The following is a 15,613-nucleotide window of genomic DNA, read 5'->3' as shown; positions in this document are numbered from 1 at the left end:
GCTTGAGTTTGCTTTGGCTTGACCACTATAGACCGGTTCTACCGTCACTTTGCAAGTCCTTAACGCACGAAGCGTGGACTTTCCTGACAGAGGGTGACCGCCAACGGCGGTAGGTTCAGCGGGTATGCGGTGGGATGCGTTGTTCGCGGACCTGGAGTCGCAGTTCGAGGCGCTTCAGGAGGGCGACCTGTACGGCGAGGTCGCGGATCGGGTCCGGGCCGAGGTCGGGAAGATCACGGTGCTCGACCGGCTGCGGGGGGCCGTGGACACGGTCGTCCGGGTGGAGTTGATCGACGCGGACCCGGTACACGGGACGTTGACGCGGGTCGGGAAGGACTGCCTGCTGATCGAGACCGAGCGGTACGAGGAGTGGCTGATCCCGGTCGCCGCGCTGGTCGCCGTACACAGGCTGGGACCGTGGGCGGAGCCGGCGAGCGGTGCGGTCGAGGGGAAGCTCGGGCTCGCGCACCTGCTGCGGGGGATCGCGCGTGACCGCTCGCCGGTGACCCTGTTCTGTAGCAGCGGCGGACCGGTCACGGGCACGATCGACCGGGTTGGAGCGGATTTCCTCGAACTCGCCGAGCATGCTCTCGACGCTCCCCGCCGCCGTTCCGAGGTCTACAACCAGCGCCTGGTCCCCACCCAAGCCCTCCGAGCCCTCCGCCGCCGCTGACCGGACCGTGGATCCTCGGCCCGCTGAGCCGCGGCTGGACCCGACTCCAAGAAACTAGGCCGCCAGCCGCTGGACCCGGCTCGCAAGCACCGGGCTGTCGGAGCCGGCTCGCAAGTACCGTGCCGCCAGCCGCCAGCCGCCAGCCGCCAGCCGCCAGCCGCCAGCCGCCAGCCGCCAGCCGCCAACCGCCAGCCGCCAGCCGCCAGCCGCCAGCCGCTAGGCCCCGACCCGCCAGAACTAGGCGTCAGCGGACCCGACCCGCAAGAACCGGGCCGTCGGCCGCCGGACCCGGCTCGCAAGAACCAACCGCATCGTCACGCCGGCGCCAGCTCGCCGGGGTGACTGGAGGGTGGGTTAGTGGTGAGCGTCTTCTGTCTGGTCTGCTTCTTCGCCGAACGGGTGGCTGTCGATGAACTCGCGGGTCTCGCTGTAGAGCCGTTCGATGTACTTCTCGAGCTCGGTGGCCTCGACCCGCCACTGGCCGCGGCCGCCGATCTTGACCGCGGGGATGTCGCCGCGCCGGACCAGGGCGTACACCTGGTTGGCGGAGATGTTGAGGACTTCGGCGACGTCGGCGAGCTGGAGGAATCGAGGACCCGGCATCCGTCCTACTCCTTCACATAGTGGCTGGTTCCTTCAGTTTGCCACGGTTGACGATCGGATGATCTCGTTTGTCCCCAGGCAAAGGGCCCGGAGTGACGCCCTGTGGATGACCGTTCACAGCGAGGTCCCCGGACACGGCAGAATGTCGGCTCCGAGAGCGATCGATTGACTGGGGAGTTCGACGTGGTCGACACAGCAGTGCGGAGTGGGTTCGGGGCACCGTCCGTCCCGGCCCAGCGCAACCGGCGGGCCCGGTGGAAGGACGGCCGGCTCGTCCTCGGCGTACTGCTCGTCGCCATCACCGCGCTGGCCGGCGCCAAGCTGCTGTCGGCGGCCGACGACACCACCACGATCTGGGCGGCCAAGCACGACCTCCGGGCCGGCACCACGCTGACCGGCGACGACCTCACCACCGTCCGGGTGCGCTTCACCAGCAGCGACGACGCCAGCAGGTACGTCGCCGCCGACGCCGACCTCAAAGGCCTCGTCGTAGCCCGCGCCGTCGACGCCGGTGAGTTCGTGCCGCGGGAGGCGGCGGTCTCCGAGTCCGAGCGCAACCGCACCGAGTTGCCGTTGTCGGTCGCGACCGGACGGCTCCCGTCGGACACCGCGGGCGGCGACACAGTGGACATCTGGGTCGCCCCGAAGGAGCAGAGTCAGTCGGCCAAGCTGCTCTGGAGCAGCGTTCGCGTCCTCCAGATCGACGCGGTCAAAGGCGTGGCGGGCGGTTCGGCCCGCAGACAGGTCCTGGTCGGGCTCGCGCCGTCCGACCTGTCGCGGCTCCCGGCCGCGCTCACCGCGATGAGCGCGGGCGAGCCGACCCTCGTGCGGCGGGCCGGCTGATGTCCGTCCCCGTCCTGCTGGCCGTGACCGGCGCCCCCTGGGAGGCAGACGTCGTACGGCGGACCGAGCGCGCACCCGGGATCCGGGTGGTACGGCGCTGTGTCGACCTCGCCGACGTGATGGCGGCGGCCGCGAGCGGTCAGGCCCGCGCGGTGCTGCTCGCCGACGACCTGGCCCGGCTCACCTCGGACGCCGTGTCCGCACTGCACACGCGCGGGATCGCCGTACTCGCCCTCGTGGACCCGACCGAGAACGGCGCACCCTTCGGCGCCGAGGACAGGCTCAGCCGGATGGGGATCGAGCGCATCCTCCCGGCCGACGTCAGCCCGGAGGACCTCGGCCGCGCGGTGACCGATGCGGTCGAGTCCGGCCCGCCGGCCTCGCTGTCGCACTTCGGCGGCGGATTCGTGCCGCTGACTCCGGAGACAGCGGGCAACCCGCCGCCCGTCTACACCCAGGGCAGCGGCCGGGTGATCGCGGTCTGGGGCCCGACCGGCGCGCCCGGGCGGACGACCGTCGCCGTCGGACTGGCATGCGAGCTCGCAGTCAAAGGCGTACCGACCCTGCTCGCCGACGCTGATGTGTACGGCGGGACCGTCGCGCAGCTCCTCGGGATGCTCGACGAGACCTCCGGGCTGGCCGCCGCGGCGCGGTCGGCGTCGAGTGGTTCGCTCGACATGGTGATGCTCGCGAAGCACGCGCGTCAGGTCGAGCCGCATCTGTTGGTGCTGACCGGCCTGAGTCGCGCCGACCGCTGGACGGAGTTGCGGCCGGCCGCGATCGAGTCGATCTGGTCGGCCGCGCGCATGCTCGCGCCGGTGACCGTCGTCGACGTCAGCTTCTGTATCGAGACGGATGAGGAGATCTCGTTCGACTCGCTGGCGCCGCGCCGCAACGGCGCGACGGTGGCGACGCTGGAGGAGGCCGACGAGGTGATCGTCGTCGGTACGGCGGACCCGGTCGGCCTGACCCGCCTGATCCGCGCGATCCACGAGGTGCGCGCCATCGTGCCGTCGGTCAACCTCAGAGTCGTGGTCAACCGCATCCGCTCTGGCTCCCTCGGCAGTTCTCCCGCCGATGCGGTCGGTGAGGCACTCACGCAGTACGCCGGGGTCCAGCCGGCCGCTCTGCTTCCGTACGACCTGAGCGCCGTGGACACCGCCATGTCCCGCGGCCGCAGCCTGGCCGAGTCCGCCAAGTCCAGCAAGCTCCGCAAGTCCCTCCAGCAACTCGCCGGCACCATCGCCAAGGAGCTCGTCGGCTGACCGTGCCACTCAGGGTCGAGTCGGTGGTAATACGGGGGAAAACCCCACCGACAGGCGTCGGGGGATGTGTCAGGGTGGGGCTGTTGTCGTACCCAGGGGAGAGCAATGTCCGACGTCGAGGGCCGGCCGGCGAGCACGATGAGCACCGAGCGGCGGTATGGGATCGCGATCTCGGTCGCGCTCATCCTGGGCGGGCTGTACTGGGCGCTGACCGGCCTGACCGAGGGCACCAAGACCGGCGAGGGCAGCTACCCGGTCCAGGGCGACGCGCTGCGGATCGACAGCAGCTCCGCGGAGGTCGAAGTACGCGCCGGCGACGGCCCGGACGTCAAGGTCGAGCGGCAGTTCGAGCGCAACGTGTTCGGGTCCGATCCGAAGGAGAAGTACGACAACGGCAAGCTCGAGCTGACCGACTCCGGCTGCGGGTTCCTGTCCTTCGGGTGCAAGACCACCTACATCGTGACGGTTCCGAAGGACCTGCAGGTGACGCTGAAGAGCAGCAGTGGGCACGTCAAGGTGTCCGGGCTCACCGGTGGTGCGGACCTGAAGTCGAGTTCGGGCACCATCGAGGTGCAGGACGTCGCCGGTCCGTTGCGGCTGGAGTCCAGCTCCGGTGACCTCGACGGGCAGGATCTGAAGGCGACGAGTGTGTCGACCGAGAGCAGTTCCGGTGATGTCGACCTCGACTTCGCGGTCGCGCCGCAGTCGGTGGACGCGAAGGCGAGCTCGGGTGACGTATCGATCCGGATCCCGTCCGGCACCGAGTCGTACAAGGTGGAGACCGACACCTCGTCCGGCGACGAGTCGGCCAATGTGAAGACCAGCCAGACCGCGACCCGCACCATCAAAGCCAAGACCTCGTCGGGCGACGTCACCATCGAGTACAACAACTGACGCCGCGGATACGGCGAGTGACCGGGAGGACCGCCGGCGTGGTCGGGTCCATGTTCTGAGTAGGCTTGCCGGCATGTCAGAGGTCAAGGTGGTGCCGCGCGGCCTGCTGGTGGACTGGGGCGGCGTGCTCACCTCGGGCCTGGAGGACGCGCTCCGGCGCTGGGCCGAACTCGACGGGTTCGACTTCGATTCCTACCTGCAGGCGGTGCTCGCCTGGCTGCCCGCCGCAACGCCCGAAAGCGCCACCGCGGAAGCCGAGCTGAACCCGGTGCACGCCCTCGAGCGCGGCCAGATCGCCGTCCCCGACTTCGAGCGCAAGCTCGCCTCGATCCTGGTCCGCCGCGACGGTACGCCGGTGCCCGCGGAGGGGCTGATCGAGCGGATGTTCGCGCACTTCGAGCACCAGCCGGCGATGTCCGCGCTGGTCCGCCGGGCCCGGTCGCACGGGATCCGCACCGCCCTGCTGTCGAACTCCTGGGGCAACACCTACCCGCGCGACACCTGGGACGGGATGTTCGACGACGTCGTCATCTCCGGTGAGGTCGGGATGCGCAAGCCCGAGCCGGAGATCTTCCTGCTGGCCGCCCGCCGGCTGGACCTGAAGCCGGAGGAGTGCGTCTTCATCGACGACCTGGAGCTCAACGTCGACGGCGCCCGCGCGGTCGGCATGACCGCGATCCTCCACACCGAGTACGACGAGACCCGGCGAGCGCTGGAAACCCTGTTCGGAGCCGACCTGACGTGACCGTGACCACCACACCCTCCTCCCCACCTCGCCGGGCCGGCCGTCGCCGCGTCGTCATCGCGATCGTCGGCTGCGCGCTGCTGGTCGCTCTCGGCGCCTGGGTCGGCAGCCTGTTCGGCGGCATGATCGACCTGCGCGTCTACCGGATGGGCGGCTCGGTGCTGCTCCACGGCCAGGCGCTGTACGACGCCGAGCTGCCGGGCTCGGGGTTGCCGTTCACCTACCCGCCGTTCGCGGCGATCGCTATGGTGCCGCTTGCTGCGGTCCCGTGGGGTGTCGCGCTGGTGGCCTGGACCACGATCTCGGTGCTGTGCATCACCGCCCTGTGGCGGACCAGCCTGCCGAAGACCTTCTGGGCGTTCATCACGCCCCGCAAGCGGACGGCGGTCCTGGTCGCGCTGACCGCGCTCTCGCTGCTGCTCGAACCGGTCTGGCAGACGATCCAGTTCGGCCAGATCAACCTGTTGCTGACAGCAATGATCTTGCTGGACCTGGTCCGGCCGAACGACGCGCGGCTGCGTGGGTTCTGGCTCGGTGTCGCGATCGGCGTCAAGCTGACCCCGCTGCCGTTCCTGGCGTTGCTCATCGTCACCAAGCAGTGGCGCGCGCTGCGCAACGCCGTACTCGGTCTGCTGGCCACGATGGCGATCGGGTTCGCGATCGTGCCGCATCAGTCGTGGCGGTACTGGACCGATGTCATCCTCGATGCCAACCGGGTCGGCGGCATCGCATACACCGGCAATCAGTCTTTCAACGGCTTCCTGCACCGGATCGGCAACGACGCGAGCTGGGTACAGCCGGCGTGGTTCGTGCTCTCGGTTGTGTTCGGCCTGCTCGTGCTCTGGCTGGCCCGGCGCTACTGGCTGGCGGACGAGCGCGTGACCGCGATCTCCGTGATGGCACTGGCCGTGCTGTACGCGTCGCCGATCTCATGGAGTCACCACTGGGTCTGGATCATCCCGCTCGGCGTGAGCCTGATCCGGGCGGTCAACCGCGTCTGGGGACTCAACCCTGCGGTCGTCACCGGAGTGCTCTTCTACGGCCTGTTCGTGCTGCGCTCGATCTGGTGGGTGCCGTACCGCGACGACCGCGAGCTCAACTGGACCTTCTGGCAGTCCATCCCCGGCAACTCCCACCTGATCGTCGGCATGATCGCCTTCATCCTGCTGGCGGTCACCAGCCGCAGCCTGCCTAAACCGTCGTCAACGCCCGCAACGGCGGATCAAGCCTGACCGCCAGGTCAGCGTCAATCAGAGAAGCTTCGGCCAGCAATACGTCGACACTGGCACGGAAGGCTCGCAAGAGCTCAGCGGTGTCGAGTGACCGCACCAGTGTCGGCTCCACAGCCGCAGTGGTGGCCGCTGGCAACAGATGTAGGCCACGGCCCTGTGAATGCGGCACACCGTGCCGCAAGCACGCCAGCATCAGCACGTGATCGCGTACGCCGCTGATCATGTACTCCGCCTGCCACGCCTTGCCCCGCGCGATGCTGGACCGCGCATGCAACGCGTACAGCCACCCCATCCCGATCAGGTCCACCGGTGCCGGCGTCCCCCAGGCCGGCTGCTCCACAGCCTCGCCGAAGAGCAGCCGGAACGTAGGCCCGAGGGCACCGAACTCAGCAGCCGGTGCGAAGGCGATGTCCACCTGCAACGTCGAAGCCAGCAGGAACACCCGATACACCGTCCGGCGCGACCACACGTCGGTGTGGTGGACAGCGCCGTACTCGGCGTACATCAGTGCCGTGAAGTCAGCCAGTACGGCGTCCTGGTCGGCGTCGGCCGCGAGTCCGAGGGCCAGATCGATGTCGGACCACTCGTCCTCACCTCCGACCGCGGCCGACCCGGTCAGCGCCGCACCGGTGACACGTGCATCAGACCGAGCGGCCTCCACCAGCAAATCCCGCAGGCGGGATCTCTCTGCAACCGTGTACATCACGAGGAGAACAGTAGGAGCAGACCACCGACGGTGTAGGCGACCATGACGACCAGCAGCGGGATCTGACCGGCCAGCGCCTTGTTGCGCGGGAACAGAGCGACGGCACGGTCGTGCGCCGAGACGACGCCCAGCAGGTGACCGCAGACCACGGCCAGCACCTGGACGACCGCGATCGTCGTGCTGTGGTTGGTGATGCCAGTGTTCACCGCGAGCAGACCGGTGCCGAAGATGTTGGCGCCGTTGCTGAGCGGATCACTCAGGTAGATGAGCGTCCGCTGCCCTTCGAGGATGAACAGCGTCAGGTAGTGCGCGACGACGTACCCGAAGGCGATCGGTATGACGGAGTGCGCGAACAACCGCGGCAGTGTCGTCCGGGAGCTGTCCGACAACCGCCCGGCCAGCAGCGTGGCACCGCTGAACGTGACCAGGACGAACAGGATGAACCCGATCAGCGCGGCGGTGCCGAGCCAGGTCATCGAGATGTTCTGGTTCTGGGCCCAGCCGATCCACGCCGTCGAGTTCGAGAAGCCGTCGTACGCCGTCGAGCCGAGCAGCGCGGCCACCATGCCGACGAGACCGGGTAGCGGCTTGAGACCGTCCAGGTTCTCCAGCGGACGGCGGACCACCAGGGCTCCGTCGGTACGACGGCCCCACGGCGACAACCGGGACATCAGGGTCGCGTACACCTCGAACGGGTCGCCGGTCGAGAACCACCGGTCGCCGAACAGGATCGCGCCGAACAGCGTGATCACGAAGTACAGCGCGAGCCACGCCTGCAGGACCGGGATGGTGGCGCGGTCCGGGGCTACCAGCTCCAGCCAGGTGAAAGCGAAGATACCCAGCGCGGCGGGCCACAGACCGAGCCACGCGGGCAGCTCGAGCACGCCCTTCGACGATGGCTGCCGGAGCGCTTTGCTGAGCAGCAGGTGAATGGTCCGCAGCGGGTTCAGCGTGCGCCAGACCGGGCCGAACACGATCGAGATCGGCACCAGGCCGACCCAGACCAGGATGTAGATGAACCCGAAGATCGGGTTGGTCAGCCGGTCGACGCCGAACATCAGCGACACCATCGCGTAGAGGAAGGTCGCCAGCCCGACCAGCCGGACCACCCAGCGGAACCAGGCCGCGTCGACCGTCCGGGTGATTGCGGCAGGCAACGGCTTACCGGAGGCGTTGCCCCGGTACTTCGGACTCCGCCAGGCCAGCGCGAGGATGACGAACGAGACGCCGATCGCAACCGCGGCCCCCCCGACCGCCAGCCCGAACGGAACCGGCAGATCCTGCCGCCCACCGATTCCGTGCAGGGGAAGGATCAGCCCGGTCACGGGGCCTCCCGGCCTGGACTGAGGAGCGCAGGGAGCGAAGCGACTGGAGCGACGAGGGAAGGCCGGGAGCCAAGGCCCCGTGACCGCGCCGTGCCGGAGGCGCGGCAATTCAATGCAGTACTCACGAGACGACGAGTTTGGCTACGAGCTTGCCGCTCTCGTGTGTCTCGATCTCGAAGGTGCCCTTCATGTCCGCGGTGAACTTGACCGAGGCCGGCTTGCCCGGGGTGAGCGGCAGCTCCTTGTCGTAGCCGTGGATGTGCACCTCGTCCGCGGCGTCGCTGACCGCGGTGACCAGGACGGTCTGGCCGGCCTTCGCCTTGATGGTCGCGCCGCTCGGGGTGACCTTGCCGTTGGCAACGGTGACGTTGATGGTGACGTCGGCCTGCTCGCCGGACGGGTCCGCGGTGTTCGACGGGGAGCTCGGGTTCGGCTTGCCCGGGGTCGGGGTGTTCGTCGGCAGGGCCGTCGGCGTACTGGCGGGGGCGCTCGGCGTGTTGCTCGAACTCGCGCCGCTGTCGGAGTCACCACCGCCGCAGCCGGCCAGGACCAGCATGCCGAGGGTGGGCAGAAGAGCGGCGGCGGCACCGCGAGTGAGCGTCGAACGCATCGGTCCAGGAGCCTTTCGAGGGGTCTGTGGAGTTCTCAGGGTGCGGGACACACCCTCTTGCCTGACGAACACGAATAGCTCAGTGTTCCCGTACAGCCAGTGTCGCAGCCCACTGTCGGTACCGGCCGCTAGGGTGACGAGACAAGCTATCCCCAGAGAGGAAGGTGACCGGATGCCCGATCGGCTGACGTCGCTGGATCTCACCTTCCTGAAGGCGGAGTCCCCGGCCACTCCGATGCACGTCGGGACGGTCGACATCTTCGAGCCGCCGGTGCACTCCGGCGACGGGTTCGACTACGAGAGCCTGGTCGCGCTGATCCGGGACCGGATCGCGTTCGTGCCGCGGTACCGGCAGCGGGTCCAGCAGGTGCCCGGCCGGTTCGCCGGCCCGGTCTGGGTGGACGACGAAGAGTTCGACATCACCTTCCACGTACGACGCTCGGCCCTGCCGCGACCGGGGACCCACGCGCAGCTGCTCGAGCTGGTCGCCCGGATCATGTCGCGGCGGCTGGACCGGGCCCGGCCGCTGTGGGAGATGTACCTGGTCGAGGGCCTGCAAGGTGACCGGTTCGCGATCATCGCCAAGTCCCACCAGGCCCTTGTCGACGGCAACAGCACGGTCGACATCGGCCAGGTCGTGCTGGACGCGACCGCGCAGCCCCGGGACACCCCGACCGACACCTGGGAGCCGCAGCACCCACCGTCCGCGCTGGAGCTGCTCGCCGGCGTGTTCACCGACGCCACCCGGCACCCCACCGCGGTGCTGGAGCTGGCCCGGGCCGAGATCGCCAGCCTGACCGGGGCAACGTCGGTCCGCGAGGTGCTCGGGGACGTGGTCGGCTCGCTGGTCGCGCAGCGCCATGTGCAGGAGAGCTCGCTCCACGTGAAGACGTCCGGTCAGCGCCGGTTCACCACCGTGCAGACCGACCTGGAGGACTACCGGACCGTCCGCGCGATGCACGGCGGCACGGTCAACGACGTGGTCCTCGCGGTCGTCGCGGGCGCGTTCCGGGGCTGGATGATGACACGTGGTGAGGGCGTCGGACCGACCCGGAGCGTCCGCGCCGTGGTCCCCGTCAGCATCCGCGACGACGAGGACGAGGAGCCGACCTCGCTCGGGTCCCGGGTGATCGCCTCCACGGTGAACCTCCCGGTCGGGGAGAACTCCCCGGTCATGCGGATGCACCAGATCTCGTATCAGACCAAGGTGCACAAGGACACCGGCCGCGCGGTCAGTGCGCAGTCGCTCGTCGGCATCGCCGGGTTCGCCCCGACCACGCTGCACGCGCTCGCCGCCCGGGTCGCGACCACGACCGTCCGGCCGATCGACGACGTGGTGATCACCAACGTGCCCGGTCCGCAGTTCCCGCTGTACGCCCAGGGTGCGCCGATGCTGGCGTCGTACCCGGTGGTCCCACTGATGCCCGGACAGGGGCTGTCCGTCGGCGTCACGTCGTACGACGGGAAGGTGTTCTACGGGCTCAACGCGGACCGCACCGCGATGCCGGACCTGGCTGTTTTCGCCCAATGTGTGACGGATGCGCTGGACGAGTTGCTCGACACCACCACGGGCAGCCACAACCGGGCCTCCCGGGGCCGGAAGAAACCCCGCGGCACGACCAAGAAGGCGGGTTCATGAGGGTCTACATCCCATCCACGCTGCGGCTGCTGGACGCCGCGTGTCACGCCGGCGAGCTCGGCCCGGCCCCGCTGACCGCGTACGCCGTCACACCGGCGCTGCGGGAGTGGTACGCCGAGGGTGACGACGAGGAGCTCGAGTACGCCGCGATGGCGCAGGCCGCCCGTGCCTCGGTGGGACTCCTCGCGGCCGATCCGGAGACTGCGCGGAGACGAGTGGTCGTGGCGGCCGAGGTGAGCGCCGTACCGCCGGCCGACGGATCGGTCGAGCTGGGGGACGCCCGGCTGGAGCTGCAGGTGGTGATCCCGTGGACGACGGTGGCCGCCGTCCACCTGGACGCGGCCGGCGCGGCGGCGGTGGTGGGGAAGGCCGCCGACCTCTGGGATGCGGCCCAGAACGGCGACGACGACGCACTTTTCGCCCTCGATTCGTGCGAGGGTGAAGACCTGTTGTGGTACGCGACACAGGAGATTCCCGACCTGCTGGCGGCGGAGGGGCCGCGCGGGCGGAACGGATCGAGCTGACAGGGAGCTGATGGCGATGCAGGCGATCTGGAAGGGTGCCATCTCGTTCGGGATGGTGACGATCCCGATCAAGGTGTTCTCGGCGACCGAGGAGAAGGACATCTCGTTCCGCCAGGTGCATGTCGCCGACGGCGGCCGGATCAAGTACAAGCGGATCTGCTCGATCGACGGCGAGGAAGTGCCGTACTCCGACATCGGCAAGGGCTACGAGATGCCGGACGGCCGGATGATCGTGCTGGAACCGGACGACTTCGCCGACCTGCCGCTGTCCAGCAAGAAGGTCATCGACGTCCTCGAGTTCGTGCCCGCCGACCAGGTCGACCCTCTGTACCTGGGCAAGTCCTACTACCTGCAGGCCGACGGCGGGCCGGGTGCCAAGCCGTACGTGCTGCTGCGGGACGCCCTCGACGGCTCCGAGCTGTACGCGCTGGTCAAGGTGGCTCTGCGGTCGCGGGAGAGCCTGGGGCTGCTGCGGACCGTCGACGACATCCTCGTGCTGCAGGTGATGCTCTGGCCGGACGAGGTCCGGGACGCGTCCTTCGCCGCGCCGCCCGAGGACGTGGAGATCCGGTCCCAGGAGAAGGCGATGGCGTCGTCGTACATCGACACGCTGCGGGGCGAGTTCGACCCGGACCAGTACCACGACGAGTATCGGCAGGCGCTGGAGAAGGTGGTCGAGGCGAAGGCCGCGGGTGTCCCGCTGCCGGAGACCGAGGAGGAGGAGACGGAGGGCGCCGAGGTCGTCGACCTGGTCGCCGCGCTCCGCGCCTCGGTCGAGGCCGCGAAGGCCCGTCGTGCGGGCGGGTCCGCGGACGCCGAGCCGGCCAAGAAGGCCCCGGCGAAGAAGGCGGCCGCCGCCAAGAAGGCTCCCGCCAAGAAGGCCGCGGCGGCCAAGAAGGCCCCGGCGAAGAAGACCGCCAAGAAGACGGCGAAGAAGTCCGCATGACCGATCAGCTGCCGACCCCGCCGCCGACCCAGACCGAGATCCCGAAGGACGCCTCGGAGATCCCGGCGGATCCGACCGCGGCGGTGGTCACGCCCGGCGCCTTCCTGCTGGAGCTCGTCCCGGTCCCGGTGACGGACGTGGATCGGGCCAAGCGGTTCTACTCCGAGCAGGCCGGCTTCCATGTCGACGTCGACGTCTCCCCGGCGGACGGCGTACGCATCGTCCAGCTCACCCCGCCGGGCTCCTACTGCTCGATCACCCTGGTCACCGGCCTGCCCCAGCTCGACATGCCACCCGGCACCCTGCGCGGCCTGCACCTCGTGGTCAAGGACATCGAGGCCGCTCGCGAGGAGCTGATCAAGCGCGGCGTCGACGTCAGCGAGACCGAAGACCTCGGCGGCGTCTTCTACGCCTGGTTCGAGGACCCCGACGGCAACACCTGGGCCCTCCAGCACATGCCTTGGCGCCCCTGACCTACCGCCCCAGCGGCCGGCGGCGGGCCAGAACCTTCCGCCGGCTGATCCGCCAACCGGCGGCGGTGCGTACGACGGTGTCCTCGTAGGTGACGCTGCCGGTAGTGCCGTCCGCCATCACGCCGATGCCCTTGGAGCGGGCCGACACCTCGTCGGGGCCGACCTCGGTGAGAACGATGTTGGTGACGTGATGGCCGACGGGATTGCTGTCACCGAGCGCCAGGGCCGCCTCCCACAGCGCCGTCGTACCGACGATCACGCCGCCGCCCAGGTCGGAGACGTCGTACGCGATGTCCGGGGTGAACAGGTCGTCGCAGCGTTCGCCGGCGTCGACCCGGTGGCCGTGCAGACAGATCAGGTCGGTGATGGCGATCCGGTCGTCGGGATCCATGGCTGCTCCTCCGCTCGGGGACCTCTTCAGGTGAAACGTATGCTACAAATGAGGTCGCCGTGAGAGCGGACCAGTCGGGTTCGTGGTCCGGGGGTTCGGCGTGGCACGATGCTCGTGTCACCTAGTGGCAGCGCGCGCCGCCCACCCGCAGCGGCGCCGCAGCACGGTCCACCACACGATCGAGGAGCCTCGCACTATGGATGCCGTCACCACCGTTCCGACGCCTGCCAACGAGCCCGTCAAGGGGTATGCGCCTGGTTCGGCCGAGCGCGCGAGTCTGGAGTCGAAGCTCAAGGAGTTCACCGCGGCGGGTGCGATCGATCTGACCTGCACGATCGGCGGCGAGCACAAGCTGGGTGGCGGCACGCTGGTCGAGGTGGTGCAGCCGCACAAGCACGCGCACGTGCTCGGCACCCTCGGCAACGCGACCGAGGCCGATGGCCGGGCGGCCGTGGTCGCGGCGCTCGCGGCTGCTCCGTCGTGGCGGTCGCTGTCGTTCGACGACCGCGCCGCGATCTTCCTGAAGGCCGCCGACCTGCTGGCCGGCCCGTGGCGCGACACCCTGAACGCGGCCACCATGCTCGGCCAGTCGAAGACGATCCAGCAGGCCGAGATCGACGCGGCCTGTGAGCTGATCGACTTCCTCCGCTTCAACGTGGCCTTCGCGCGGCAGCTCGTCAGCGACCAGCCGATCTCGTCCCCGGGAGTGTGGAACCGGGTCGACTACCGGCCGCTCGAGGGCTTCGTCTACGCGATCACGCCGTTCAACTTCAGCGCCATCGCCGGCAACCTGCCGACCGCGCCGGCGCTGATGGGCAACACCGTGGTGTGGAAGCCGTCGCCGACGCAGCAGTTCGCGGCGCACTGGACGATGCGGCTGCTCGAGGCCGCGGGCCTGCCGGCCGGCGTGATCAACCTGGTCACCGGTGACGGCCTCGAGGTGAGCAAGGCCGCGCTGACCCACCCGGATCTGGCCGGGATCCACTTCACCGGCTCGACCAAGACGTTCCAGTCGCTGTGGGGCACGGTCGGCACGAACATCGCGTCGTACAAGACCTACCCGCGGCTGGTCGGCGAGACCGGCGGCAAGGACTTCATCCTGGCGCACCCGTCCGCGGACCCGGCGGTGCTGAAGACCGCGATGGTGCGCGGCGCGTTCGAGTACCAGGGCCAGAAGTGCTCGGCCGCTTCGCGTGCGTACGTCGCTCGCTCGGTGTGGGATCGGATCCGCGACGACCTGGTCGCCGAGACCGATTCACTGACCATGGGCGACGTCACCGACCTGTCGAACTTCATCGGCGCCGTGATCGACGACCGCGCGTTCGCCAAGCACAAGGCGGCCCTGGACCGGGCCCGCACGACCGACTCCATCGAGGTCGTTGCCGGTGGCACCTATGACGACAGCGAGGGGTACTTCGTCCGGCCCACGATGCTGGTCTCGGCGGACCCGACCGACGAGATCTTCAGCACCGAGTACTTCGGCCCGATCCTCGGCGTGCACGTGTACGACGACGCCGACTACGACACCGTGATGCGGGAGATGGAGCACTCGGCGCCGTACGGGCTGACTGGTGCGGTCATCGCGCAGGACCGGCACGCGATCGCCGAAGCCTCGGACTACCTGCGCTTCGCGGCTGGCAACTTCTACGTCAACGACAAGCCGACCGGCGCGGTCGTCGGGCAGCAGCCGTTCGGTGGTGCGCGGGCCTCCGGCACCAACGACAAGGCCGGCTCGATGTGGAACCTCATCCGCTGGGTCTCGCCGCGGTCGCTGAAGGAGACCTTCGCCCCGCCGACCGACTACCGCTACCCGCACCAGGGCTGACGAAGAAGCGAAAAGACGGTGGTGGGGGAGCAGCGCTGACGAAAGAAAGCGAAAAAAAGACGGTGGTGGGGACCGGGCTCACGAAAGAAGCGAGAAAGACACTGGTGGGGGACCAGGGCTGACGAAAGAAGCGAAAAGACGGTGGTGGGGGACCGGGGCTGAGGCGGCGCTCGTCTAGGTCGCCAGGCCCCGGCGGACGGTGATGTAGAAGGTCGTGAGGTCGTCGAGCAGGGCCTCGACCTGGTTCCGGTTGGTGAGATCGGCGTCCAGCAGCCAGTCCGAGATCAGGTCGAACATCCCGCCGACCAGGCCGATCGCGGCACTGTGCCGGACGGCTCGCTGCTCCTCGGGCGGCGGGCCGTCGTACCGGTCCCAGAGTTGCATCAGGAAGCCGGCTGCCCAGCGGCGGTTGGTCCGGCGTTCACGCTCGACCGTCTCCGAGATCCCGGAGGCCATGCCGAAGGTGACCCTGGTGACGCGCGGGTCGTCGACCAGCGCGTGCACGAAGGTCGCGAGCAGCCGCGGCGCCTCCTGCCGTTCGTTGCCGGTCGCCTGCGCCGCGGCGTCGGCCACCTGCTCCTCCAGGCGCGCCGAGGTCCGCCGGAGCAGGGCGAGGTAGCACTCCTCCCGGCTGGAGAACAGTTCGTAGAAGCTCTTCGTCCCGATGTACGCCGTGCTGCAGATCTGCTCGATCGACGTGCCGAGATAGCCGTTGGCGGCGAACAGTTTGAGCGCCGCGTCCAGCAGCTGCTCGCGTCGTTCCGCCCGGCGTTGCTCGGCGTCCAATCCCCGTATGGTCCTGCTCATGCGCTGGACGGTACCCCCGTGGCGGATTCATAACCGGAGCAACTTGTTTCGAACATGAGCTCTTGTTTGTAACCAGGCTCCCATGTTCAACTGTCTGTGATCTCGGCGTCAC

Annotated in this window: 17 protein-coding genes; 11 read left to right on the top strand and 6 right to left on the bottom strand. The window is 69.1% G+C overall.

Annotated features, from left to right (window positions below; genetic code table 11):
* Window positions 1-124: 124 nt before the first annotated feature.
* Window positions 125-673, top strand: coding sequence for a hypothetical protein (locus OG876_RS05115; protein ID WP_328523590.1), 549 nt, complete (start codon window positions 125-127; stop codon window positions 671-673).
* A 354-nt stretch (window positions 674-1,027) separates the two neighbouring features.
* Here OG876_RS05115 and OG876_RS05110 read toward each other — a convergent pair whose 3' ends face one another.
* Window positions 1,028-1,276, bottom strand: a complete 249-nt coding sequence (locus tag OG876_RS05110; RefSeq protein ID WP_328523589.1) for a helix-turn-helix domain-containing protein — start codon at window positions 1,274-1,276, stop codon at window positions 1,028-1,030.
* 183 nt (window positions 1,277-1,459) lie between these two features.
* Here OG876_RS05110 and OG876_RS05105 point away from each other — a divergent pair, with 183 nt between their 5' ends.
* The 5 genes from OG876_RS05105 to OG876_RS05085 all read left to right on the top strand — a co-directional run bounded on the left by OG876_RS05105 (window position 1,460) and on the right by OG876_RS05085 (window position 6,255).
* A complete protein-coding gene (locus tag OG876_RS05105; protein WP_328523588.1) occupies window positions 1,460-2,119 on the top strand; it encodes an SAF domain-containing protein in 660 nt (219 codons plus the stop codon).
* The gene (locus tag OG876_RS05100; protein ID WP_328523587.1) at window positions 2,119-3,384 is read left to right on the top strand and encodes an AAA family ATPase; all 1,266 of its coding nucleotides are present in this window, start codon (window positions 2,119-2,121) and stop codon (window positions 3,382-3,384) included. Before OG876_RS05105 ends, OG876_RS05100 begins: the two co-directional genes overlap by 1 nt.
* Window positions 3,385-3,489: 105 nt before the next feature.
* Complete coding sequence (locus OG876_RS05095) at window positions 3,490-4,278, top strand: DUF4097 family beta strand repeat-containing protein (RefSeq protein WP_328523586.1); 789 nt, start codon at window positions 3,490-3,492, stop codon at window positions 4,276-4,278.
* A gap of 73 nt (window positions 4,279-4,351) precedes the next feature.
* On the top strand, window positions 4,352-5,023 hold the full coding sequence (locus OG876_RS05090; protein ID WP_328523585.1) for an HAD family hydrolase: 672 nt from the start codon (window positions 4,352-4,354) through the stop codon (window positions 5,021-5,023).
* A gap of 2 nt (window positions 5,024-5,025) precedes the next feature.
* Window positions 5,026-6,255, top strand: coding sequence for a glycosyltransferase 87 family protein (locus OG876_RS05085; RefSeq protein WP_328523584.1), 1,230 nt, complete (start codon window positions 5,026-5,028; stop codon window positions 6,253-6,255).
* Here the strand turns inward: OG876_RS05085 and OG876_RS05080 are convergent.
* The 3 genes from OG876_RS05080 to OG876_RS05070 form a co-directional block, all read right to left on the bottom strand.
* Window positions 6,215-6,958, bottom strand: a complete 744-nt coding sequence (locus tag OG876_RS05080; RefSeq protein ID WP_328523583.1) for a nucleotidyltransferase domain-containing protein — start codon at window positions 6,956-6,958, stop codon at window positions 6,215-6,217. The two genes, OG876_RS05085 and OG876_RS05080, sit on opposite strands and share 41 nt — an antisense overlap.
* Window positions 6,958-8,286 (bottom strand): hypothetical protein, encoded by a 1,329-nt coding sequence (locus OG876_RS05075; protein WP_328523582.1) that lies wholly within the window; start codon window positions 8,284-8,286, stop codon window positions 6,958-6,960. The genes OG876_RS05080 and OG876_RS05075 overlap by 1 nt, the downstream gene beginning before the upstream one ends.
* Window positions 8,287-8,407: 121 nt before the next feature.
* Window positions 8,408-8,896, bottom strand: coding sequence for a cupredoxin domain-containing protein (locus OG876_RS05070; RefSeq protein WP_328523581.1), 489 nt, complete (start codon window positions 8,894-8,896; stop codon window positions 8,408-8,410).
* 172 nt (window positions 8,897-9,068) lie between these two features.
* Between OG876_RS05070 and OG876_RS05065 the strand changes: the two genes are divergently transcribed.
* From OG876_RS05065 to OG876_RS05050, 4 genes are read left to right on the top strand one after another with little or no spacing between them, the layout of a single operon-like run.
* A complete protein-coding gene (locus OG876_RS05065; protein WP_328523580.1) occupies window positions 9,069-10,535 on the top strand; it encodes a WS/DGAT/MGAT family O-acyltransferase in 1,467 nt (488 codons plus the stop codon).
* Window positions 10,532-11,059, top strand: a complete 528-nt coding sequence (locus OG876_RS05060) for a DUF6912 family protein (protein ID WP_328523579.1) — start codon at window positions 10,532-10,534, stop codon at window positions 11,057-11,059. The genes OG876_RS05065 and OG876_RS05060 overlap by 4 nt, the downstream gene beginning before the upstream one ends.
* A gap of 16 nt (window positions 11,060-11,075) precedes the next feature.
* The gene (gene ku / locus OG876_RS05055) at window positions 11,076-12,005 is read left to right on the top strand and encodes a non-homologous end joining protein Ku (protein WP_328523578.1); all 930 of its coding nucleotides are present in this window, start codon (window positions 11,076-11,078) and stop codon (window positions 12,003-12,005) included.
* Window positions 12,002-12,478, top strand: a complete 477-nt coding sequence (locus OG876_RS05050) for a VOC family protein (protein WP_328523577.1) — start codon at window positions 12,002-12,004, stop codon at window positions 12,476-12,478. Before ku ends, OG876_RS05050 begins: the two co-directional genes overlap by 4 nt.
* A 1-nt stretch (window position 12,479) precedes the next feature.
* On the opposite strand, the gene OG876_RS05045 is transcribed toward OG876_RS05050, so the two are convergent.
* Window positions 12,480-12,869: a nuclear transport factor 2 family protein gene (locus tag OG876_RS05045; protein WP_328523576.1), complete on the bottom strand. Its 390-nt coding sequence runs from the start codon at window positions 12,867-12,869 to the stop codon at window positions 12,480-12,482.
* A 196-nt stretch (window positions 12,870-13,065) separates the two neighbouring features.
* On the opposite strand from OG876_RS05045, the gene pruA reads away from it, so the two are divergent.
* Window positions 13,066-14,694 (top strand): L-glutamate gamma-semialdehyde dehydrogenase, encoded by a 1,629-nt coding sequence (gene pruA / locus OG876_RS05040; protein ID WP_328523575.1) that lies wholly within the window; start codon window positions 13,066-13,068, stop codon window positions 14,692-14,694.
* Window positions 14,695-14,868: 174 nt separating this feature from the next.
* Here pruA and OG876_RS05035 read toward each other — a convergent pair whose 3' ends face one another.
* Window positions 14,869-15,501 (bottom strand): TetR/AcrR family transcriptional regulator, encoded by a 633-nt coding sequence (locus OG876_RS05035; protein ID WP_328523574.1) that lies wholly within the window; start codon window positions 15,499-15,501, stop codon window positions 14,869-14,871.
* Window positions 15,502-15,613 lie beyond the last annotated feature (112 nt).

Source organism: Kribbella sp. NBC_00359 (assembly GCF_036097425.1).
Taxonomy (GTDB): Bacteria; Actinomycetota; Actinomycetes; order Propionibacteriales; family Kribbellaceae; genus Kribbella.
This window is presented reverse-complemented; position numbering and strand designations above follow the sequence as displayed.